This is a genomic window from Chryseobacterium formosum (genome assembly GCF_026460885.1).
Taxonomy (GTDB): Bacteria; Bacteroidota; Bacteroidia; order Flavobacteriales; family Weeksellaceae; genus Chryseobacterium; species Chryseobacterium formosus.
On the sequence record NZ_JAOVZW010000002.1, the window covers coordinates 22,520 to 42,613 of the forward strand.

Consider the following 20,094-nt stretch of genomic DNA (forward strand, 5'->3'; position numbering starts at 1 on the left):
TCGAAAGGCTTTGCATTTTTTATGGAGTTAATTTTTCTCCGGGATTTACTTTATTCAGAAATAAAAATGTTCCAATTCCTGCAATGACAGACATTGAACTTGCCAAAATCAAACTTCCAATCACATATTGCAGGACGTTATTTTTCACTAAATCAAAATTCCATTCCTGATTAAAAATATCGCTGTCACCTTGAACGAAAGGTGCTCCCAAAAATAGTGAAGCAACGATGATAAATGGAATGAAAGGCGGCAAACTTACATTTGATGCAATAAATGCCAAAACCTTATTCAGTTTAAATAACACAGATAATGAAATCACAAGCAAAGTATGATAGCCTCCGAAAGGTAAAAACCCGATAAATACACCTAAAGCAATTGAGAACGCTTTTATTCGGTTTGTGCCTTCACTTTCTAAAATATCTTCTTTAATGAATTTTTTAAAACTTTTTTTTTTGAAATTGAGCACAAAATTTCTCGGAATAATATAAACCAAAGCGATAAACACCAAAATCGTATTTAAAATACTGATTCTCGTAAAATCTTTAAAAGGTCTGAAGTGCGAAACTCTTTCCGCAGGATCATATAAAACCTTTATCGGAATATTTTTTACCGGAACGTGTCGCCAAGCTGTTCTTACAATAATTTCAATCTCAAATTCAAACTTGGGAGTATAATATTTTTTTGGAATTTTATGTAAAGGATACAATCGATAACCAGATTGTGTGTCTTCAAGTCTGATTCCTGTCTCAAACCAAAACCAAAAATTAGAAAAACGGTTTCCAAAACTACTCTTCTTGGGAATTCCGTCTTGTGACATATTTCGGTTCCCTATCAATAAAATATCTTCTTTCTCGTTAAGCAAAGCTTCCACAAAAACTGGAATATCATCAGGATAATGTTGCCCGTCAGAATCGATAGTTATTGAATAATTAAAACCAAGATCTTTTGCTTTTCTGAAGCCGATTTTCAGACCATTTCCTTTTCCTTTGTTTTCGGGAAGATTTAAAACGGTAATGTGAGTATAATTTTTTAGAATTTCTGAAGTAGAATCGGTAGAACCGTCATTTACAACAATAATATTTTCAGTGTATTCCAAAACACCGTCAATCACTCTTCTCAGTGTTTTTTCATTATTGTAAGTCGGAATTAAAATGCATATTTTCCTTTCAGAAATTGCATTTTGTACTTCAGAAAGCATCATTTTATTTCAATGAATTTTTTTCCGTTGCGGTCATTGTTTTAGACTGCATCGCAAATTTTTTGATGTATACTTTTAGCGCTGCATTTTGTTTCGTATAGTTGCTTAAAATATATGTTTTATCTTCTTTTAAATTTTTAGAATAGCCTACAATTTTCGGAATATTTTCCTGAACACTCATTCTGATTAATCTCAACTCAACGTTACTTGGATTAGCTTTAATAACACTCTCCAAACTCGATGCACCAGATTTTACAAAAGATTTTCTTTTGTTTTTTTCAGTCGTTACTTTGGCTTCCAAAATTTCTGCAGCAGCTTTATAACCTATAATAATCGGATCTGATGAAGATTTGTTATCAGCAACTTCAATGAAGTTTTTTGCTCCTTCATTTGATGAATTTGCTTTAGAATAAGCATTTCTCAAAACTTCTAAATCAGAAGATTGAAAAAAGAAAAATAGTCCAGCGAAAAGAGATAATATCAGTTTCATGCTATATTTTTGTATAATTAACTGACATTTTCAATGCAATAGTCTCGCCAAATGAAGTCACATTTTTTACTTTAACTTCAGTTTCATTTTCTGTAATATCAAGAATCATCGTCAATTCAGGCGTTTCAAAAGGATTGATAATCGCCATGAATTTTACGTTTGACGCTGTTTTTAAAAATAATTTTCGACCGATAAATTCTTCAGTAAGTTCTTTAATAATCTGCATCATACAAACTCCTGGTGTAACAGGATTTCCGGGGAAATGTCCTTTGAAAATATCATGATCTTTGTTCAACAGAATATTTGCCGAAAAACTTCCGTTATCTGCTTTTTCATATGATTGTAGAGTGTAAAAATCTGTAAGTATAGTTTGCATTTTATTCTGTTTCTTGTTCTGTTTCAGTGATTTGAAATAATTTAATATTGATTTTAAAATCTTTGTGTTGAATTTCAATCGTTTCAGCAAAAGTAGGTTTTTTAGCCTCAAATGTAAAATCGATTTTCTCTTTATTATTTTTGGTATAAACGATTTGTTTAAGTAAACTATTTTCTTTGTTAAAGCTTAGATAATATCCATCTTTATCAGTTTTTGAATAAAATATTTTTGTTGAATCATTTTCAAAGCTTTCATTCACAGCGTATTTTTGTTTTAAAAGTTTTTGAAAATCGTTCTTTAGAAAATTAATGACAATTTTTTTATCAAGATCAGGAAGAACATAATTCAACTTAAAATCATTTTCCGAGATTTCAAAATCAATTAATTTATTTCCAAAATCGGAAGTCATAACAACACGGTGCGTCGTTTCGTTGATTTTTTTAATAATTAAAATTCCGCTAATGTGATTTTTATAAATATCCATCTGACATTTATAAACATAATCTTCCTTCGAAGAAAAGTATAGATTTTCAACCGTTTTTTCAGTATTGGAAATCGGAGTCGCATCTATTAAATGATATGTTTTACACGAAACAAATGATAAAATAATCAGACTATAAAGAAAACTCAGAAGCAGGAATCGGCGCATTGATTTTGGTATTTTTGAAAACAATATTCGTCGTATCTCCCGAAGCTTCCGTCATGTTCACTTGAGAAACTGTAGATTGACTTTTCGGAAAGTGCAGTTCGATTTGCTTAATATATTTCAACAATTGAGCAGATTTAGGAGTGAATCTAGCAATATTTGAAGTTCCATTTTTAAAATAAGCTACAGAAAATTCAGGATCGTTAAACATCTGTCCGTTTGAACTTCCGACAATTAGTTTATTGATTTTCTCAAATGTTTTACTCTTTGCATCAACAGAAGATTTTTTTCCCTGATCGTTGATGAAGATTTTGTTTTCTTTAAAGACAATGCTGTACTGATAAGGTTTTGTGTACTTCCAGCTAAGCATATTCGGTGTTTTTAATGACATTTTACCAGATGTGATGATACTTTTATCCAAAAAATCCATTTTTTTGGTTTGGGTAAAATCGCTTTGTAATGTTTTTATTTCTTTAGTTTCCGATGAAACCTTAGCTACAAATGCTTTAGCTTCGGCTCCTGACATTGGCGTATTTTGCGCAAAAAAGAAGCTTGAAATTAGTAAAAATGCTCCGAAAGCAATATTTTTAATCATTTTTTTGATTTTTTATCATTGAATCAACCGTAAAAGTTGAATAATTTTTAGCATTCAAAAATACTAATAAATCTACCAACACATTATACGTTTTTTCTGAAGTATCGTGAAGAAGAATGATGCTTCCTTTTTTTAATCCTTTAGTAACTTTTCGGTAAATTTTTTTCTCATCGTCCGTAATTGTGTCTAACGAACGAACATTCCATCCGATGCTTTTTTTGTGAGTTTTTTTGATGGCTTTTGCGATATTCGGATTGGTAACTCCAAAAGGAGGACGGTATAAATTGGTTTTGATATTTCCAATTTTAGAAATTATTTCATCACATTTTTCAATTTCTTCAATCATTTTAGTAGTTGATAAAAATCCGGTGTTATTGGAATGGAAATAGGTATGATTTCCAATCGTATGTCCTTCTTCAATAATTCGTTGGAACGTTTCGGGATATTTTTCAATCTGTTTTCCGATGCAGAAAAACGTAGACTTTACGTTATTTTCTTTTAATATATCTAAAAATTTTGGAGTAAATTCAGTTGGTCCATCATCGAAAGTCAACGCAACTTCCTTGATTTTTGTTCTTTTGTGGGTAATACTGTTGACAAAATATCCAAGTTCAATATCAAACGAACCCCAAACTACAACAAAAGAAAATAGTAAAAAACAAAACAAATACACCCAAAAAGTCCCATGAAACGCATAAATAAAAACGTTACAGAAAAGATAAAATAGGATAAATGGGTAATGTTTCATCTTTTTATAGTTTTTGAATTTCGGGTTTAAAATTTCAGATTATTAGAGCATCAGACAGTATGTTTGTCATTCTGTAGGAATCTCGACAGCGTTTTAGATTGCTTAGATTCCACGCTCCACTTCGTTTCGCTCTGAATGACAAAGAGGCTGATTAACTAAAATTAGTTAAATAATTAAACTCTTTCTAACAAAACCAAACTATGATCATTTCCTCCTAAATGATTGTAAAGAAGGATATTTTTAATCTCTCCTTTTTTCAAATCATTAATCATCATCACATTCGGAATTTCTTGATTTTTAAGAATATGACAAGCCATAAATGTTGAAAAACCACTTGCTGTATTGAACTCTCCGCTTAAATGTTTGTAATATAATAAAGAAGAACTTGTAAATAATTCTGAAGCTTTTTGATAATAAACATCAGATTTTGCATCTCCGCTGAAACCTAACATTACAACATCAATATCATTAGTTTTCAAATTATTTTTAACTAAAAAATCTTCAATAAATTTTGAAGTTTCATCTAAATCTAATCTGTTAATGATTTGAATATCTTTCAATTGAGCATAAGCGCTTTCCGTTTTATCTTTTCCTAAGACAAAAAAACTGGCTCCTTCTCCCCAAATCGCACCATCTGTTGTTGAATTCAAATAATCAGCGGGAAGATTTTCTTCTTTTTTAATGGTTTCGTTTAATTTATACAATTCCATTGTTCGTTCGGTTTGTTCGTCTGTTGAACCTACCAGAACGTTTTCAGCATCACCATCATTAATCTGCAATTTTGCATCTAAAAATGAAAATTCCAGTGATGAAGAAGTATTCACATATGTGAAGTTATAACCGTGACATTGTAAACCGAGAGCGATTTGTCCTGCGACGGTATTATGCGTAGACTGAATAAAAAAGGTTGGAGTTAAAAACTCTTCATTATTATCCAATACATTTTTTAAGAATTTTTCAGAATCCTGAGAACAGCCTATTCCTGTTCCGACAATAATAGCGTCTGGTTTTTCAATTTCCGCTTCTTTTAAAGCCTGATTTGAGGCTACAGAACTCATTTTTACGGTTTTAGACATCCTTCTAATCATTGCAGGAGGAATGAATTCTTTGTAAATCGGTTCGATAGCTTTTAAAACTTGTGGTGAATAAACAGGTTGTAAATTTTGGAAAAATTGATCATTTAAAGTATCCTGAACTGAAATACAGGCTGCACTATTGATGTAAACTGCACTCATGATTTAGAAAAAATTAAAGTTGAACAATTTCCTCCAAAACCAAATGAATTGGAAAGAACGTGATTGATACTTTTCTCTTTAAGTTCAGTGACAGGAGTCAAATCAAATTCTTCCATCTTATTTTTAAAATTCAGATTAGGGAAAATAACATTATTTTGAATTGCTAATAACGAATATACGGCTTCAATTCCTGCTGCAGCAGCCAAAGTATGGCCTGTAAATGCCTTTGTAGAACTGAATTCAGGAACATTATTTTCGCCAAAAATCCTGATCATTGCAATTCCTTCTGATAAATCATTGTTCGGAGTAGCCGTTCCGTGAACATTGATGTAATCTATATTTTCTTTCTCTAAACCGGAAACCTTCAAAGCTTTTTCCATCGCTAAAAAAGCACCTTGTCCGTTTTCCGAAGAAGCGGTTTGGTGATGTGCATCATTTGCATTTCCGTATCCTGAAAGATAACCCAAAACTTTTTTGTTCTCTTTTTTCACGACCTCATCAGATTCCAAAACTATGAAAGCGGCTGCTTCACCTAAATTCAGCCCTTTTCTGTCGTTATCGAAAGGTGTATTGTAAGAATCGGTAAGAATCATCAGTGTATTGAAACCGTTCAATGTAAATTTTGAAAGAGAATCTGTTCCACCGACAATTACGCGATCTAAAACTCCATTTTTAATGAGTTTTGCGCCCATCATAATGGCATTTGCAGCAGATGAACAAGCTGTACTGATCGTAGAAACCATGCCTTTTAAGCCAAGATAATCCGCAATCAATAATGATGAATTTCCCGCATCGTGAGAGTCGATATATTTTTGCTTTTCAGGGAAATCTTCGTAGGTATAGAAATATTTTTCGGTGATATCCATTCCGCCAACGCTTGTTGAGGAAATCAGACCGGTTTTATATTCGTTAATATCCGAAATTCCGGCACTTTCTACAGCTTCTTTTGCAGCAATCATTCCTAATAAAGAGGTTCTTGTAGCTTTGTTGTCTTCATTTAACTGAAGTTTTTGTACAAGCTCTTCATTAGACAATTTTATCTCGCCCGTTTTGATATTTCCAGAGTGACGGGTTTCAAACAATTGAATGTCTGAAATTCCGTGTTTACCGGTCGTCAGCGAAATAAAATTTTCCTCGACATTGTTACCAATGGAGGAAATAATGCCCATTCCTGTAATGGCAATTTTTTGACCCATCTTTTAATAATGTACCAATATATCAATTTAACAACATTGGACATTGCTAAATTGATACATTGTTAGATTGAATTATTTTGTTCTGTTTTCTTCGATGAACTTTGCCATCACTACGATAGATTGGAAGATTTCTTTACCTTTTTTAGGGTCAGATAATTTGATTCCGTATTCTTTATCAAGAAGAACGATCAATTCCAAAGCATCAATAGAATCTAATCCAAGACCTCCTCCAAATAATGGATCTGTATCTTTGATTTCTTCTACTGCAACATCTTCAAGATTAAGGACTTCAATGATTTTTGTTTTTAATTCTAATTTTAAATCTTCCATATTTCTAAATTTACCAATGTATAGATATACCAGTTTATCAATTGAGACTGAACACTATCGTTACATCGTTACATTGTTGTACTGTTATATTGTTAAATTACCTAGTTAGCAAATATACAAAAGCTTTATAACTTTCCTGATATAGTTCGACCCAGCCACACAAGACTTTTTCAGCTTTTCCTGATTGCAGAATCTGTGCCGCGTATGAGTTTAAAAATTCTTCATCAAATTCGTCTAATACAAAAAACGCATTCTCAGTCTGCATTTTATGTTTAATACTGATTTCACCCACGCAAATATTGGGTAAAGTGTACACAAAAACAGCGGGACTCGGGAAATAATTTTCCTGAGAATTAATGCTTTCCTGATATTTAAAATCGGTGTCTAAACTAGATGATTTATTAGCAAAAACTAAGGCTGTTTTGCTGTGATCGTCATTTTTCAGAATCATTTCGGAAGCTAAAAAAGCCAATTTACTCAGATTATCCATTTTATGAAATTTAGGATAATTCAGTTCTAAACTTTTGTAGCCTTCTTTCGCAAAGTCTGAGAAATTTTCGGTTTGGGTTTCAAAAATAATTTTTTCGTTTAGGATTATTTTTGAGTTTTGTATAGTGCAGATGTGTGTTTTCTTCATTTACTGTTCTTTCTTAAAGAATAAAAGGCAATAGTTGTTTTTGAAAGTTGAAAGATTTACTATTGGAATAAGTTCAGAATAGCCTCTTAAGTCTTTTATCTACTATGAATAATCAATTTAAGAAATTCCAAAATAGATTATATAGGTGATGTCCCTTAGTTTTCGATATCACGGTAAAAAAATTATTGTTTGTCAATTAAGATTATTAGCACCTTAAAAGTTGAACTTCTTAATAAAAATCATATTCAAAAGTTGCTTTGCTTCCAAAATTCCCATTGTTTGAGTCAATTTTATTTGGAAGACCATTTAAGCTTGCGTCAGTTTCGTAATTAAAAGAATAGCTTGAAAATAATGATTCATTTACATGTGTTGTTATGCTATTTTTTGCATTTTTTGAAAAATAATCAGCATTATACTCGCTATTTTCAAGACTTGCTTGTGCCAAGTAAACTTGAAATTCGATTGGAAATGTTGAGTAAGGGTTAATTATCGAATTATTGTAAGTGTACAATCTTTTAAAATATGCGTAAGATTCAGCATTTATTACTCCTGTAGCTCTACTATATTGTCCTGTAATAAAACTTGCTTTGGTAACATTTTCATTGGAAAATTCTAATTCCGTTATATTACAGTTATTTAGAGTGTCATTTATATAATCCTGTGGAGTATTATAAGTGGTTCTAATAAGGCGATATATTTTAGAATTTTTATACTGAACAGTGTAACTTGTGTTTAGCAAGAAATTACCACTTGTATCTTTGTGTAGATATACAATTTCTGAAAGCAAATTGTTTTCATATTTAAATTGTGCTTCATAATAATTAATAGAGGAGGAATTAGAAATTGATATTTTATCAATTTTACCCATTGAATTATATGTTACCGAATGTATCACTGCATTGTAACTAGCATTGTAACTAGTATTCCATAAATTTACTTTGCCATTAGAACTTTGAAAATAGTGTGTAGGATTACTATAATTAAAAGATTTAATAAATTTCAATATTTTATTGGAATTTTGCGCAGGGTTCTGCAAACTAGTGTTGGTTGGAGTTGTTTGTACTTCATCTCCATTGGAACACGAATTGTTGAAAAAGAAAACAAAGGCCAATAACAAAAATGTAAGGATTTTAGAATTCATAGAAATTTTATTTACAAACAAATATATTTAAAAGTTTACTAAAACCCCATTAAAAAACTATAGTTTTCATTGATGTAGATAATTTAATGAATTTGAAATTGCTAATAATTCAGATTGCAAGAATTTATTATAAAAAATATTACTTAACACTTAACTGTTATAAATAAGCTTTTATAAATGTTCAAATTGTAATATAATCGCCGCATTACATCCACCAAAACCCGAAGCCGTTTTCAGAATATATTTAATTTCTGCAGATCGATTTTCCTTAATAATATTCAAAGGTTGGGAAATTCCCGTTTCTTCGAAGTTTTTTGATGTAATTAAAGTATTATTTAAAGCAGATTCCATAGAAATAATACTTTCCAATAATCCTGAAGCTCCTAAACAATGTCCGTAGTAAGCTTTCAAACTATTCAAAGGAATATTTTGCAAATCCATTCTGTTGAATGCGATCGCTTCCATTTCGTCATTATAAATTGTCGCCGTTCCGTGAGCCGAAATGAAATCAATTTGTTCTGATGAAATCTTAGCTTCCGTCATTGCATTTTTGATACTTGCAAATAATCCGTCACCAGTTCTTGATGGTCCGGAAATATGATTTGCATCGTTAATCGCTGAGTCGCCTAAAACTTTAAATTTGAATTTTTCGTTTTCTAATGGAGTAGAAGTTATATAAATTGCTGCGGTTGCTTCACCCAGATTAATTCCATTACGATTTTTGTCGTAAGGTTTGCAAGGTTCGCTTCCTATTGCCTGAAAAGAATTGAAACCTGAAATCACAAACTCTGAAATTTCGTCTCCGGCAACCACGAAAGCATCTTTATATTTTTCTGCCTGAATCATATTCTTTGCAACAGCAATTGCCATTACTCCGGAAACACAGGCATTAGAGACAACGATTGGTTTTGTTTTAAATCCAAAAAAATCAGCAATTTTTTGAACTAAATTGGAAAGGAAAACTCCTTCCGGTAAATCTGTTTTATTTTTTAATAAACTTATATTTCCTTTCGTTGTTGAAAGAATAAAAGCGGTTTCATCTGAAATGTGATGTCTTTCAACTAAAGGCTTTAAGCTCAACAAAAACATTTTCTCAAGTCTTGTAAAGTCTTGATTGTCGAAGAGCTTATTAAATTCCTCGTCCAATTTTTCAGAATTAATCTTAGAAACAAAAAAAGCTTCGTGATTATCGATAACTTTATGCAAAGCAACGCCAGATTTTCCTTCCAGAAGTGCTTTCCAGTTTGATTCCACATCAAAACCCAAAGGTGTGACGCAGTTGTAATCTGTAATATAAATTTCTTTCATCATAAACCCATTTTATCTTTCCAAGTTTGAAAAAACTCAGGATTGTACAGGCATAAATTATTTTCAGAATCCAGAAAAACCTGAATAGTTTCACCACTACAAACCAATTGATTATTCTGATTGAAAATCTCGTATTTATAAATCAATTTCGCAGAAACGGAATTTACGAAAGTAGTCACAATATTGAATGTTTCTCCATATTTTAAAGGAAGAAAATGTTCACAGGTACTTTTCACAATCGGTGTTACAAATCCTGCTTTCTGAATATCAAGATAAGTCAAACCGTGCTGTCTTCCGAAAGCTTCTCTTCCGTCTTCAAAATACACGATATAATGACCGTGCCAAACAATTCCGAGTGGGTCAGTTTCATTGAATCTTACACGAACTTCTTCGGTACAAGTTAAATCTTTAGACTGCATTTTGTTTTCTTTCATAAAATAATGAAATAGCTACCATTGCTACATAAAATAAAAATAGAAAAATCAATTCTTTGGCAATTTCGCCAATGCCGCTGTTTCTTAAAATAATATCGTAATACGCATTCAATCCCCAATTCATTGGAGAAAATGCTGCGATTTTCTGCATAAATTCAGGCATCAGAAAAACGGGAACCCAAATTCCGCCAATCGCTGCCAAAACCACCACGGAAGTTGCTCCAAACGGCGCCGACTGTTCCTGAGTGTCGGATACGGTGCCGATCAAAACACCAAATCCAATCGCTGCCAATCCTGCAAATAAAGTGACAATGAGAAGGTGGAACATTTTTCCTGTAACATTAAACTGAGGCAAATCCATTAGCGGGAAAAGCCAGATTCCTACGGCAACCATCAGCAAAAACTGGATGACGCAGATGATGAGATACGTGAATGTTTTTCCTAAAATGTGGATGTAGTACGGCGTCGGGCTCACGCGGACTCTCACGCTCGTTCCCTGACTTTTTTCTTTGACTAGATTAATCGACAACGGCACGACGATAAAGAAAATCGCAAACAGCGCCCACGCCGGAACGTTGTGCTGAACGGAATTTGGCATCAGTTCTTCTTTGCCTTTGTTCGGTGTGATTTCTTTGAAGGTAATCAGGCTTTTATTTTCAAGGTCTTCCGTCGTTCCGAGTTGGTCCTGGAAGGCTTTGTAGATTTTTTTATTTTCGATTTCAAAAACCATTTTGTTGATGGCATTCATCACAGAATTTTTGAAACCAGCGTTGGTTGCGGGGTCGAAATAGAGATGAATGTCTTTCGTTTTTGATGCTACAGCTTTTGTCGCCGTAGAGTCGATTTCCAAACCAAACGAACTTACGACGGTCTGAACTTTGGAATCAATATTTGAATTTAAATCTTTCGTTAAATTTTCCGGAATGACGATGGCCATCTGATAATCTCCCGTAAACACAGCTTTTTCAGCCGATTTTTCGTTGTAATCCGTGACGAGTTCAAATGTTTTGCTAGTTTCCAGTTCTTTTTTGATGACTTTAGAAACTTCAGATTTGTCGTTATCAATAAAAATAATCGGAATTTTTGAGCCTTCAAGATTTTTGAATGTCGAATCCTGAATTAAAGTGATGGTGATAATCAACAGCAAAGGCATCAGAAATATGATGACAATTCCGCCTGAATCGCGCTTCAATAACTGAATTTCCTTGATAAAACTTCTCCACAATTTATACAACATCTCTCAATTCTTTTCCGGTTAATGAAATGAAAACATCCTCCAGGTTTTCTGCATTGGCAACTCTTTCCACCAGTTCTTTCGGCGTTCCCGTTGCGTGGATTCTTCCGTGGTCGATAATAGCGATTTTTGTACAGAATTCCTCCGCTTCCGAAAGGTGATGCGAGGTGTAGATAATGCACGTTCCTTTTTTATTTAAATCTAAAAGATAATCGATTATGGCTTTTTTGGATTGAACATCTACGCCAACGGTCGGCTCGTCCAGAAACAAAACTTTCGGGTTGTGAAGTGTTCCGGCAATCAGATTGCAACGGCGTTTCATTCCGCCTGAAAACTGGTCGACTTTTTTGTTGGCAAATTTCGTCAAGCCCATCAATTCCAAGGCTTCGTCGATTTCTTTGTGAAGATTTTTATGTTTTAAACCATACAGACTTCCGAAGAACAACAAATTTTCTTTCGCCGTCAAAGTCGGGTAGAGCGCGTATTCCTGAGGTACAACACCAATGATTTGTTTGATTTTCGAATTGTCTTTTTTCGGCGACAATCCGTTGATGGTAAAACTTCCTGAGGTTGGTTTTATCAACCCTGAAAGCATAGAAATCAATGTGGTTTTCCCTGCCCCGTTGGGACCGAGAATTCCGTAGATTTCGTTTTTATCTATGTTCAAAGAAATATCATTAACCGAAAAATCTTCCGAGTTTTTGTATTTCTTGTAGAGGTTTTTTATTTCGATGATATTCTCCAAACTATATCGCTTTTCTCAATTTCTTATAAAAAGCTTCCTCCAAATCAGCAATATGCAACATTGATTTTGAAAGCTGATTGTAAATATCGTTTTTTGAATTTCTGTTTTTGTAAACCCTAGCAATATCCACAGCAAAATCTCTCCAAAGGTCTCCGATTGTGGTAATTTCTTTGGATAATTCCTTTAACTCTTCATTCTTAAGAATCAGTGAGGCTTCCTGTAAAAAAGCACCATAAATAAACCTGAATCCACCACCGCCGGTCCCGATTTCTTCCTGCATTCTAATCAATTGTCCTAGATAATGATTGGTCACTTTCGTACCTTTTTTTTCAGCCCATTTCGGGATGCTTTTCGCTACCCAACGCATCGCTTTTATTCCGATAATAGGAACTGGCGCCAGCATATTTTTGCAGGTATCTTTAATTCCTTTTTTGATAGCTTCTTCCAAATTGACATTTTCCGGAATATGTGTCGGGAAATACATATGACCTTTCGGAGCGAGTGCACCTTTTGCATAACGAACTTTTTCCAGTTCAGCTTCGGTCAAAGTTGTTGCAAAGTCCATCACGGGATCGCTGATAAGGAATTTTCCGTCTTCTTTTCCATAAACCACCAAATTGTGGGCGTTGAAATGAAATTTATATTCTTCAGGGAAATAAGTCAAGTTGAAAACACCTACCTGTAAACCTGTCGGGATATTTTGCTCTAAATTTTTCTCTAAAGCTTTTTGGGCTTCTTGAGGATTTGAAAATTTTTGTCTTTTGATTTTAATTCCCATTCTTTTTGCGGCTTTGCTGAAAATAGCACCCGGCATCGGACGGTAACTGAAGCCCGGCGCAAAATTTACTTTTAAGAAAGGCAAATACACGAAAAATAATCCCGAACCGATTCCAAAAATCATTGGTTCGCTAAGTTTTAAACCTCTGTTGAGAAGTAAATTGGAGGCAACACCGTTTTCGCAGTGAGCGGTTTGATGGTGTTCAAAATTGATCTTCATTGTTATTTTCCGTCGAAGTTTTTTAATTCATCTACTGAAATTCCGAATGCATCTGCATATTTTTTCAAGGTAGAATCGCTTAGTTTTTTAAAAATGTTGGGTTTTGCGTGTCTTTTCACAGTCCATTGCCATTTGTCAACATACGCTGCAAGAACCTGCAAATCCATTTTATTCAATTCCATAAAATAGATAATGGGACTTACCAAATTGTTTGCCACATTTTGTTTGGCTTCTTCAATACGTTCATTGATAAGCTGCATCGATTCTTCGAGAGCTGCTTTTTTAGCGTCCCAACCAATACTGTTTGCTGTGGTGTAATTGTCATTTTCATCAGTTACATACAACACTTCGGTCATATTTGCTGATTGTAAATTACTTTCGTCCTGTGGAAGGTCTTGCTTTTTCACCCGAAAATTCTTTTAATTATAAGTCTTAATAATCGGCTAAAATAATAAAAATGCAGGACATAGTATTAAAGTAATTTTTTTGAGTTATTCTAATGGAATGTGTCTGAATTGATATTTGAAACAAAAAAGCGCAAAGAAAATCTCTGCGCCTCATCTAACAATTAGTTAAGGAAATTTATTAATGTATTCTCTGAAGTTTTTTTGTCAATGTACTTGCTGAAAAATAAATAGTCGATGCAAATAAAAATATCATACCCATCATCGCAAAGAATTCTGTAAATCGCATTGCCATACTTGGTTCTTTTACATCTCCGTCCATTAGAAAACCGATTGTTGTAAGAATTGCAGAAAGTGAAATAATGTTTAAAAGTGTTCGTTTCATAGTTTTGTTTTTGAATTATATATCAAACGATCGTGAGCTTACTTTATTGTGCAATTTGATTTGTAACAAAGTTAAATTTATAAAGACTTATTTTAAAATAATCAATTTATATGAAGAAATTTTTTATCTCAGTTTCACTTTTTTGCACAATCATTGCAATGGCGCAGAAATTTGAGACACAAAAACAGACCGATGCGCAAGGATACAGCTTCGAGACTGTAAAAAATGATCAGGCGGGGGTAAGAGTTTACACCCTAAAAAACGGTTTGAAGGTATATCTTGCCAAAAACGATGATGCACCAAGAATTCAAACGTATATTCCGGTAAGAACAGGTTCTAATAACGATCCTAGTGATAATACAGGTCTTGCTCATTATTTGGAACACATGGTTTTCAAAGGAACTTCACATTTGGGAACTCAGGATTGGGCAAAAGAAAAAGCTTTATTGACTCAGATTTCAGATCTTTACGAGCAGCACAAAGCTGAAAAAGATCCAGAGAAGAAGAGAGCGCTTTATAAAAAAATTGACGAGGTATCTCAGGAAGCTTCAAAATATGCAATTGCAAACGAATATGACAAAGCGATTTCATCTTTGGGAGCAACAGGAACCAACGCTCACACTTGGTTAGACGAAACGGTTTACAAAAATAATATTCCTTCAAACGAGCTTGAAAAATGGCTAAAAGTTGAAAAAGAGCGTTTTTCTGAATTGGTTTTAAGACTTTTCCATACAGAATTGGAAGCGGTTTATGAGGAATTCAACAGAGCACAGGATAACGACGGACGTTTGGTGAATTATGCATTAATGGATGCGCTTTTCCCAAAACATCCGAATGGTCAACAAACGACAATCGGAACTTCTGAACATTTGAAGAGTCCTTCAATGGAGGCAATTCACAAGTATTTTGATACGTATTATGTTCCAAATAACATGGCGGTAGTTTTGGTTGGAGATTTAGATTTCGACAAAACAATTAAAATGGTAGATCAATATTTTGGTACATTTAAATATAAAGAATTACCAATGAAGAAAATGGTTTCGGAAGAGCCAATGACTTCTATTGTAACAAGAACGGTTAAAAGTCCGTCAACACCGAGAATGACCATGGCCTGGAGAACAGATTCAGACGGAACTCAGGAAGCAAGACTGGCGAACGTAGTGGCTGAAATTTTAAGCAACAATGGGGATGCAGGTTTAATTGACCTTAACATCAATCAAAGACAATCGACTTTGGGAGCAGGAGCTTATGCTTCGGCTTTGAAAACCTACGGTTCATTCAACATGTATGTTACTCCGAAAGAAGGGCAGAGCTTTGATTCAGCTAAAAAATTACTTTTAGACCAGATCGATTTAGTTAAAAAAGGTCAGTTCCCGGATTGGATGTTGAAAGCAATCGTTAACGATATGAAAGTTCAGCGTATGAAAGGTTGGGAAACTGCAGATGGTTTGGCAACCACGCTTTACAGTACTTATATTGGTGAAAGAACTTGGCAACAAGAGCTTGATGAGATTAATCAATACGAGAAAATCACAAAAGCTGATGTCGTAAAATTTGCAAATAATTTCTTTAAAGATAATTACGTTGTTATTTACAAAGAAAAAGGTGTAAATGATAAATTAGTACGTGTACAAAACCCAGGAATTACTCCAATTAAACTTAACAGAGAAGCACAATCGCCTTTCTTAAAAGATATTTTAAGCAATAAATCTGCTGAAATTAAACCTCAGTTTGTAGATTACAAAACGGCAATTGCTACGACTCAGATTAAAGATAAAAAAGTAAGTTTTGTAAACAATAAATACAATAAAGTTGCTCAGGTAAGTTATATTTTCCCATTTGGAACAGATAACGACAAAGAACTTTCTTTAGGAGTAAGTGTTCTTCAGTATTTAGGGACTGATAAATATACTCCGGAACAATTGAAAGAGGAATTCTACAAATTAGGAATTTCAAACAGCTTCAGAACTTCAAATGATCAGACTTTTATTACATTAAGTGGTCTTGAAGGAAACATGAAAAAAGGAGTTGAATTACTAAATCATTGGTTGAAAAACGTAAAAGCAGACCAAGAAATTTACAATCAAACGGTAAAAACAATTCTTGAATCGAGAGATGTTGCTAAAAAGGATAAAACCAGAATTATGGCGGCGCTTTCCAATTATGCTAAATACGGGAAAGACTCAAGAATGACGGATATTATTTCTAAGGAAAGACTTCAGAATATCAACGCTACAGAATTGATGTCTAAAATCAAGACTTTAAATAATTATCCTTACGAAATTTTCTTGTACGGAGAAAGCCAAAAGGATCTTGAAAAAGCAGTAAAACCATTTATTGCAAACGCAACGTTACAGCCTGCAAAAGCTAAAGAATACGCAGAGCCAAAAACAGGAGGAACTGTTTATTTCGCAAACTACGACATGGTGCAAATGGAAATGGCGAAAGTAGCGAAGGGAAGTGACGTAAATCTTGCGAACTTCGGGAAAATTAATGTCTTCAATGAATATTTCGGAAGAGGATTATCATCTATTGTTTTCCAGGAAATCAGAGAAAGTAAATCTTTGGCGTATTCTGCATACGTTTCTTACGCAACTGCGAATGAGAAAGGTCACGCAAACTATATTACCAATTACATCGGAACGCAATCAAACAAATTGTCTGCAGCTGTAAATGCTATGGATGAATTGATGATGCAGCTTCCGCAAATTCCTGCTCAGTTTGAAAACTCAAAAGGTTCGGCTTTAAAGCAGATTGCATCCAACAGAATCAACAGAACCAACATTTTCTACAATCAAATGTCATTGAAGAAATTGGGAGTTGATTATGATATCAGAAAAGATATTTATGCTGAAATTCAGAATTTGACTTTACCTCAGTTGACTAATTTCTACAACACAGAAATTAAGCCTGTACAATATAACACGGCAATCATTGGGAAAAGAGAAAACCTGAATATGGAATCTATCAATAAAATGGGAACTTTTAAAGAAGTGACTTTAGAAGAAATTTTCGGATATTAATTTTCATTGATATAAATTGTTTGAAGTGAGGCAGAAATGTCTCACTTTTTTTGTTTCGCACATTCTTTATTCATAAATATTTGTGTCTTACTAAAATCGTTAACATATTGGTTATTTATGAAATAAAGAGGAAATTCACGAATGATTGATTGTTTCCCTTTGGGAATGTCGCTAATATTTATTTTCTTTTCTTTAAAGTAAGTTTTGAAAAAATCTGTAATTAGTTTGTTTATTTCTCCTTGAAGGTCAAAGATTATTGTGTGACCTTTATAATCATAAGTTTTATACCTTATAGACAAGTTGTCGTTATAATTCATCGACGAAATTCCAAACAGATATTCTTTTTGACATTTTTTGATTAAATTGAGTTCAAGAAAAACAAATTTCTTTTCGGCAATAATATGATCTAAAAATTTATAGAACTCATCTTTTGTATTTGTTTGAGCTGAATATTCTGTGCTAATCAACATTAAAAATAAAATGGAAATAAGTTTTTTCATCTTCAAATTTTATTTCTCTTCCGCTCCAACTTTTCTAAGTTTACTTCTGAGGTAGATTTTAGTAAATATTATCTCCTCTTATATTTCAGCTGTATCAAAAGATAAATCTCGTTCTTTTCAAGATCATTATGCCAGGTTCTTTCAATAACTAAAGCGTTGTTGTATAAACCCAAATTTTCCATATTTTCATAGTATTCAATTCTTTCTGAAGTTTGATATTTAAAAAAAGAAATCAGGTTTACTTCGTCACCAACTTGAGGTGCAACAGGAAATTCTACAGATCTTTCAAACTCAAATTCAACATCGTAGGAATAGAACCTTACTTTTACGCTCATAATTTTATTTTCATCAAATATATCGAGAATTTAATCAATAAAAAAAGCCAACTGTAAAAGTTGACTTCCGTATCTTAAAATTAAATTTTCAATTACTTTACTTCCTGAATAAACAAACTTATTTCAGTACGAATCAGCAGTTTTTCATCTAAAAAAGTTTCACAAAAAATCTGACAGATATTTTCATACTTAGAAATTAATGAAGCTTTTGAAAAAATCTTATTTCCAGCTTCAGGCAAACCGAAAATTTCAATCTTTTTGATGTTTGTAATAAATCCAATTACTTTGGTATTTGATTCTGGGTTTGCAAAAAAACTTTGTCCGAGAATCGAAGATGAGGTTTGTGCAGAATGTTCGATCAAACCTGCTTCTACAAATTGATTGTTGTGAACAAAAATATTATCAGCTTTGATTTCAAAAGAAGTCACTACTTTTTCTGGAGTCAACTCCAGAATATAGTCAACCATCAACATTGGCTCCCGATGAGGTAAAAAATGATGAATGTTGATAAGGTTTTCTTCTTTTAATTCCATTGGCTTTTAATACTTTTTCCTTAATTCTTTTCTCTATTTTACCACAGTTTTCATCTGTGATTTTGCAATTATTTTATTGTTTAATTTGGTAATGATTTCTACTAAAGTTACACCCATCATTTCATTCAAAATAGAAACTTCGGTTTTTAAAACATCATTTACTTTAGGTAAATCTTCTGCTTCAAAAGATTTAATGGCACCAATATAACCTGTTGGAGCTTCTTTTCCTAAAAGATAAAATTTGTAACCGGTATGGAGAGCCACACTTTGAGCCTGATGTTCAATCAAACCTGAAGCCTGAAAAACTCCTTCATGTACAAAAATATTATCTTCTTTAATGGTAAAGCCAGAGATTAACTGACTTTCACTGTATTCTGCAAGTTCGCTCACCATGACAAAAGGAAATTTTTGTGGAATAAGACTTTCTACAAAATTTTTGTCTGATGTCGGTAAAGAAATTTCCATTAGCAAACCGTTAATAATGCACAAGAATAGGCAAATCTTCCGCTTTCAGGAACGCAAAGCATAAGTCTTTCTCCTTTTTTAAGTTTACCGGAATTCAGCAATTGTTCAACAGCAATAAAGATTGAACCAGCTCCGATATTTCCAACTTCAGAAAGGTTGTAAAACCATTTTTCCCAAGGGAAATCTAAGCCTACTTTAGCAAATTCCTCTTTTAGGCCTTCTTTAAAGTAGCCGGAAGAAATATGTGCTAAAACATGGTCGATAGAATCCGGATCAAGATCATGTTTAGTAAAAGAAGCTCTCAAACTTTCTGCACCTTTTACCAAAATATATTGATCTAGAATTTTAGTATCCTGTTTTAAAGCAAAAATAGATTGGTTCAGCCACTCTTCAGCAGGATATTCTGCCCAAGATTTTAAGCTTCCGTCTTCCTGCTTTTCACAACCAGAATACATACAAGCTTCAATTTCGTGTGCATAAGAATAGAAATCGATCCATTCTATTTTCAGAGACGTTTCATTTTCTCTCGGTTTATTTTCCAACAAAAAAGCTCCTGCTCCGTCAGAAAGCATCCATCTCAAAAATTCTCTTTTGAAAGCTACAATTGGTCTTTCTTCCAGAAGTTTTAAGTTTTCAGCTTCGTGATTAAATTTATCGGCAGTCATCCACGCAGACATTCTTTCAGAACCTACACAGACTGCATTATCTTTAATTCCGGCTTTTATATTTAAAAATCCATAATTTAAAGCATTCATTCCCGAATTACAAAGTCCGGTTGAGGTATTAATTTCAACAGACTTTCCGATGTTCAGTTCACCATGTACCATTGATGCATGTGAAGGCTGAATCTGGTCTGCAGAAGTTGTTCCACACGAAAGCAATTCCATATCTTCTTTTTTGAAATTTTCATCAAAGAGACCTTCAATTGCTTTTGCTGTAATCTGCGCATTGGTATGTGTAGATTTTCCGTTTTTATCTAAAGCGTAATATCTGGTTTTAATTTTATTATTTCTTAGAATCAGTGCTTTTGCTTTTGACGGTTTGTCATTTATATAGCCAAGATACGTTTCCATTTCGTCATTAGAAACCGGTTCATTAGGCAAGTATGTTGAAGCTTTTGTTATAAATACGTCGTACAT

The 20,094-nt window shown here is 33.2% G+C and carries 24 protein-coding genes; 1 reads left to right on the forward strand and 23 read right to left on the reverse strand.

From position 1 onward, the window contains the following. Positions 1–19: 19 nt before the first annotated feature. The 18 genes from OF897_RS03140 to OF897_RS03225 all read right to left on the reverse strand — a co-directional run bounded on the left by OF897_RS03140 (position 20) and on the right by OF897_RS03225 (position 14,099). Positions 20–1,201 (reverse strand): DUF2062 domain-containing protein, encoded by a 1,182-nt coding sequence (locus tag OF897_RS03140; RefSeq protein ID WP_267264238.1) that lies wholly within the window; start codon positions 1,199–1,201, stop codon positions 20–22. A gap of 1 nt (position 1,202) precedes the next feature. Beyond that, complete coding sequence (locus tag OF897_RS03145; protein WP_267264239.1) at positions 1,203–1,688, reverse strand: hypothetical protein; 486 nt, start codon at positions 1,686–1,688, stop codon at positions 1,203–1,205. Between the two features lies 1 nt (position 1,689). After that, complete coding sequence (locus OF897_RS03150) at positions 1,690–2,064, reverse strand: hotdog family protein (RefSeq protein WP_267264240.1); 375 nt, start codon at positions 2,062–2,064, stop codon at positions 1,690–1,692. A gap of 1 nt (position 2,065) precedes the next feature. Further along, positions 2,066–2,713, reverse strand: a complete 648-nt coding sequence (locus OF897_RS03155; protein ID WP_267264241.1) for a hypothetical protein — start codon at positions 2,711–2,713, stop codon at positions 2,066–2,068. After that, on the reverse strand, positions 2,679–3,305 hold the full coding sequence (locus OF897_RS03160; RefSeq protein WP_267264242.1) for a LolA family protein: 627 nt from the start codon (positions 3,303–3,305) through the stop codon (positions 2,679–2,681). The genes OF897_RS03155 and OF897_RS03160 overlap by 35 nt, the downstream gene beginning before the upstream one ends. Continuing rightward, the gene (locus OF897_RS03165; protein ID WP_267264243.1) at positions 3,298–4,053 is read right to left on the reverse strand and encodes a polysaccharide deacetylase family protein; all 756 of its coding nucleotides are present in this window, start codon (positions 4,051–4,053) and stop codon (positions 3,298–3,300) included. Before OF897_RS03165 ends, OF897_RS03160 begins: the two co-directional genes overlap by 8 nt. A 173-nt stretch (positions 4,054–4,226) precedes the next feature. Further along, a complete protein-coding gene (locus OF897_RS03170; RefSeq protein ID WP_267264244.1) occupies positions 4,227–5,288 on the reverse strand; it encodes a beta-ketoacyl synthase N-terminal-like domain-containing protein in 1,062 nt (353 codons plus the stop codon). Continuing rightward, positions 5,285–6,484, reverse strand: coding sequence for a beta-ketoacyl-[acyl-carrier-protein] synthase family protein (locus OF897_RS03175; RefSeq protein WP_267264245.1), 1,200 nt, complete (start codon positions 6,482–6,484; stop codon positions 5,285–5,287). Before OF897_RS03175 ends, OF897_RS03170 begins: the two co-directional genes overlap by 4 nt. Before the next feature lie 72 nt (positions 6,485–6,556). Beyond that, positions 6,557–6,814: a phosphopantetheine-binding protein gene (locus tag OF897_RS03180; RefSeq protein WP_267264246.1), complete on the reverse strand. Its 258-nt coding sequence runs from the start codon at positions 6,812–6,814 to the stop codon at positions 6,557–6,559. A 97-nt stretch (positions 6,815–6,911) separates the two neighbouring features. Further along, positions 6,912–7,451 (reverse strand): 3-oxoacyl-ACP synthase, encoded by a 540-nt coding sequence (locus OF897_RS03185; protein WP_267264247.1) that lies wholly within the window; start codon positions 7,449–7,451, stop codon positions 6,912–6,914. Between the two features lie 229 nt (positions 7,452–7,680). Further along, complete coding sequence (locus OF897_RS03190) at positions 7,681–8,592, reverse strand: hypothetical protein (protein WP_267264248.1); 912 nt, start codon at positions 8,590–8,592, stop codon at positions 7,681–7,683. Between the two features lie 171 nt (positions 8,593–8,763). Then, positions 8,764–9,903: a beta-ketoacyl synthase N-terminal-like domain-containing protein gene (locus OF897_RS03195; protein WP_267264249.1), complete on the reverse strand. Its 1,140-nt coding sequence runs from the start codon at positions 9,901–9,903 to the stop codon at positions 8,764–8,766. Continuing rightward, a complete protein-coding gene (locus OF897_RS03200) occupies positions 9,900–10,334 on the reverse strand; it encodes an acyl-CoA thioesterase (protein ID WP_407648268.1) in 435 nt (144 codons plus the stop codon). The genes OF897_RS03195 and OF897_RS03200 overlap by 4 nt, the downstream gene beginning before the upstream one ends. After that, positions 10,309–11,571, reverse strand: a complete 1,263-nt coding sequence (locus tag OF897_RS03205) for an ABC transporter permease (protein WP_267264250.1) — start codon at positions 11,569–11,571, stop codon at positions 10,309–10,311. The genes OF897_RS03200 and OF897_RS03205 overlap by 26 nt, the downstream gene beginning before the upstream one ends. Further along, positions 11,561–12,313: an ABC transporter ATP-binding protein gene (locus OF897_RS03210; RefSeq protein WP_267264251.1), complete on the reverse strand. Its 753-nt coding sequence runs from the start codon at positions 12,311–12,313 to the stop codon at positions 11,561–11,563. The genes OF897_RS03205 and OF897_RS03210 overlap by 11 nt, the downstream gene beginning before the upstream one ends. Position 12,314: 1 nt before the next feature. Next, complete coding sequence (locus OF897_RS03215) at positions 12,315–13,310, reverse strand: BtrH N-terminal domain-containing protein (RefSeq protein WP_267264252.1); 996 nt, start codon at positions 13,308–13,310, stop codon at positions 12,315–12,317. Positions 13,311–13,312: 2 nt separating this feature from the next. Beyond that, positions 13,313–13,717 (reverse strand): hypothetical protein, encoded by a 405-nt coding sequence (locus OF897_RS03220; RefSeq protein ID WP_267264253.1) that lies wholly within the window; start codon positions 13,715–13,717, stop codon positions 13,313–13,315. A gap of 178 nt (positions 13,718–13,895) precedes the next feature. Continuing rightward, a complete protein-coding gene (locus tag OF897_RS03225; protein ID WP_267264254.1) occupies positions 13,896–14,099 on the reverse strand; it encodes a hypothetical protein in 204 nt (67 codons plus the stop codon). Between the two features lie 110 nt (positions 14,100–14,209). Here OF897_RS03225 and OF897_RS03230 point away from each other — a divergent pair, with 110 nt between their 5' ends. Next, on the forward strand, positions 14,210–17,122 hold the full coding sequence (locus OF897_RS03230; RefSeq protein WP_267264255.1) for a M16 family metallopeptidase: 2,913 nt from the start codon (positions 14,210–14,212) through the stop codon (positions 17,120–17,122). Between the two features lie 41 nt (positions 17,123–17,163). Here OF897_RS03230 and OF897_RS03235 read toward each other — a convergent pair whose 3' ends face one another. From OF897_RS03235 to OF897_RS03255, 5 genes are all read right to left on the reverse strand, one after another. Then, a complete protein-coding gene (locus OF897_RS03235) occupies positions 17,164–17,622 on the reverse strand; it encodes a hypothetical protein (RefSeq protein ID WP_267264256.1) in 459 nt (152 codons plus the stop codon). Between the two features lie 68 nt (positions 17,623–17,690). Then, positions 17,691–17,957, reverse strand: a complete 267-nt coding sequence (locus OF897_RS03240) for a hypothetical protein (protein WP_267264257.1) — start codon at positions 17,955–17,957, stop codon at positions 17,691–17,693. A 92-nt stretch (positions 17,958–18,049) separates the two neighbouring features. Beyond that, positions 18,050–18,490: an ABC transporter permease gene (locus OF897_RS03245; RefSeq protein WP_267264258.1), complete on the reverse strand. Its 441-nt coding sequence runs from the start codon at positions 18,488–18,490 to the stop codon at positions 18,050–18,052. Between the two features lie 33 nt (positions 18,491–18,523). Then, positions 18,524–18,955, reverse strand: a complete 432-nt coding sequence (locus OF897_RS03250) for a hypothetical protein (RefSeq protein WP_267264259.1) — start codon at positions 18,953–18,955, stop codon at positions 18,524–18,526. After that, positions 18,955–20,094 carry a beta-ketoacyl-ACP synthase III gene (locus OF897_RS03255; RefSeq protein ID WP_267264260.1) on the reverse strand — a complete coding sequence of 380 codons (1,140 nt, stop codon included), beginning with the start codon at positions 20,092–20,094 and terminating at the stop codon, positions 18,955–18,957. Before OF897_RS03255 ends, OF897_RS03250 begins: the two co-directional genes overlap by 1 nt.

Excerpts from the sequence above, each read along its gene's own strand:
- OF897_RS03140 (WP_267264238.1), bottom strand. The coding sequence starts at position 1,201 with ATGATGCTTTCTGAAGTACAAAATGCAATTTCTGAAAGGAAAATATGC.
- OF897_RS03145 (WP_267264239.1), bottom strand. The coding sequence starts at position 1,688 with ATGAAACTGATATTATCTCTTTTCGCTGGACTATTTTTCTTTTTTCAA.
- OF897_RS03150 (WP_267264240.1), bottom strand. The coding sequence starts at position 2,064 with ATGCAAACTATACTTACAGATTTTTACACTCTACAATCATATGAAAAA.
- OF897_RS03155 (WP_267264241.1), bottom strand. The coding sequence starts at position 2,713 with ATGCGCCGATTCCTGCTTCTGAGTTTTCTTTATAGTCTGATTATTTTA.
- OF897_RS03160 (WP_267264242.1), bottom strand. The coding sequence starts at position 3,305 with ATGATTAAAAATATTGCTTTCGGAGCATTTTTACTAATTTCAAGCTTC.
- OF897_RS03165 (WP_267264243.1), bottom strand. The coding sequence starts at position 4,053 with ATGAAACATTACCCATTTATCCTATTTTATCTTTTCTGTAACGTTTTT.
- OF897_RS03170 (WP_267264244.1), bottom strand. The coding sequence starts at position 5,288 with ATGAGTGCAGTTTACATCAATAGTGCAGCCTGTATTTCAGTTCAGGAT.
- OF897_RS03175 (WP_267264245.1), bottom strand. The coding sequence starts at position 6,484 with ATGGGTCAAAAAATTGCCATTACAGGAATGGGCATTATTTCCTCCATT.
- OF897_RS03180 (WP_267264246.1), bottom strand. The coding sequence starts at position 6,814 with ATGGAAGATTTAAAATTAGAATTAAAAACAAAAATCATTGAAGTCCTT.
- OF897_RS03185 (WP_267264247.1), bottom strand. The coding sequence starts at position 7,451 with ATGAAGAAAACACACATCTGCACTATACAAAACTCAAAAATAATCCTA.
- OF897_RS03190 (WP_267264248.1), bottom strand. The coding sequence starts at position 8,592 with ATGAATTCTAAAATCCTTACATTTTTGTTATTGGCCTTTGTTTTCTTT.
- OF897_RS03195 (WP_267264249.1), bottom strand. The coding sequence starts at position 9,903 with ATGATGAAAGAAATTTATATTACAGATTACAACTGCGTCACACCTTTG.
- OF897_RS03200 (WP_407648268.1), bottom strand. The coding sequence starts at position 10,334 with ATGAAAGAAAACAAAATGCAGTCTAAAGATTTAACTTGTACCGAAGAA.
- OF897_RS03205 (WP_267264250.1), bottom strand. The coding sequence starts at position 11,571 with ATGTTGTATAAATTGTGGAGAAGTTTTATCAAGGAAATTCAGTTATTG.
- OF897_RS03215 (WP_267264252.1), bottom strand. The coding sequence starts at position 13,310 with ATGAAGATCAATTTTGAACACCATCAAACCGCTCACTGCGAAAACGGT.
- OF897_RS03225 (WP_267264254.1), bottom strand. The coding sequence starts at position 14,099 with ATGAAACGAACACTTTTAAACATTATTTCACTTTCTGCAATTCTTACA.
- OF897_RS03230 (WP_267264255.1), top strand. The coding sequence starts at position 14,210 with ATGAAGAAATTTTTTATCTCAGTTTCACTTTTTTGCACAATCATTGCA.
- OF897_RS03235 (WP_267264256.1), bottom strand. The coding sequence starts at position 17,622 with ATGAAAAAACTTATTTCCATTTTATTTTTAATGTTGATTAGCACAGAA.
- OF897_RS03240 (WP_267264257.1), bottom strand. The coding sequence starts at position 17,957 with ATGAGCGTAAAAGTAAGGTTCTATTCCTACGATGTTGAATTTGAGTTT.
- OF897_RS03245 (WP_267264258.1), bottom strand. The coding sequence starts at position 18,490 with ATGGAATTAAAAGAAGAAAACCTTATCAACATTCATCATTTTTTACCT.
- OF897_RS03250 (WP_267264259.1), bottom strand. The coding sequence starts at position 18,955 with ATGGAAATTTCTTTACCGACATCAGACAAAAATTTTGTAGAAAGTCTT.
- OF897_RS03255 (WP_267264260.1), bottom strand. The coding sequence starts at position 20,094 with ATGTACGACGTATTTATAACAAAAGCTTCAACATACTTGCCTAATGAA.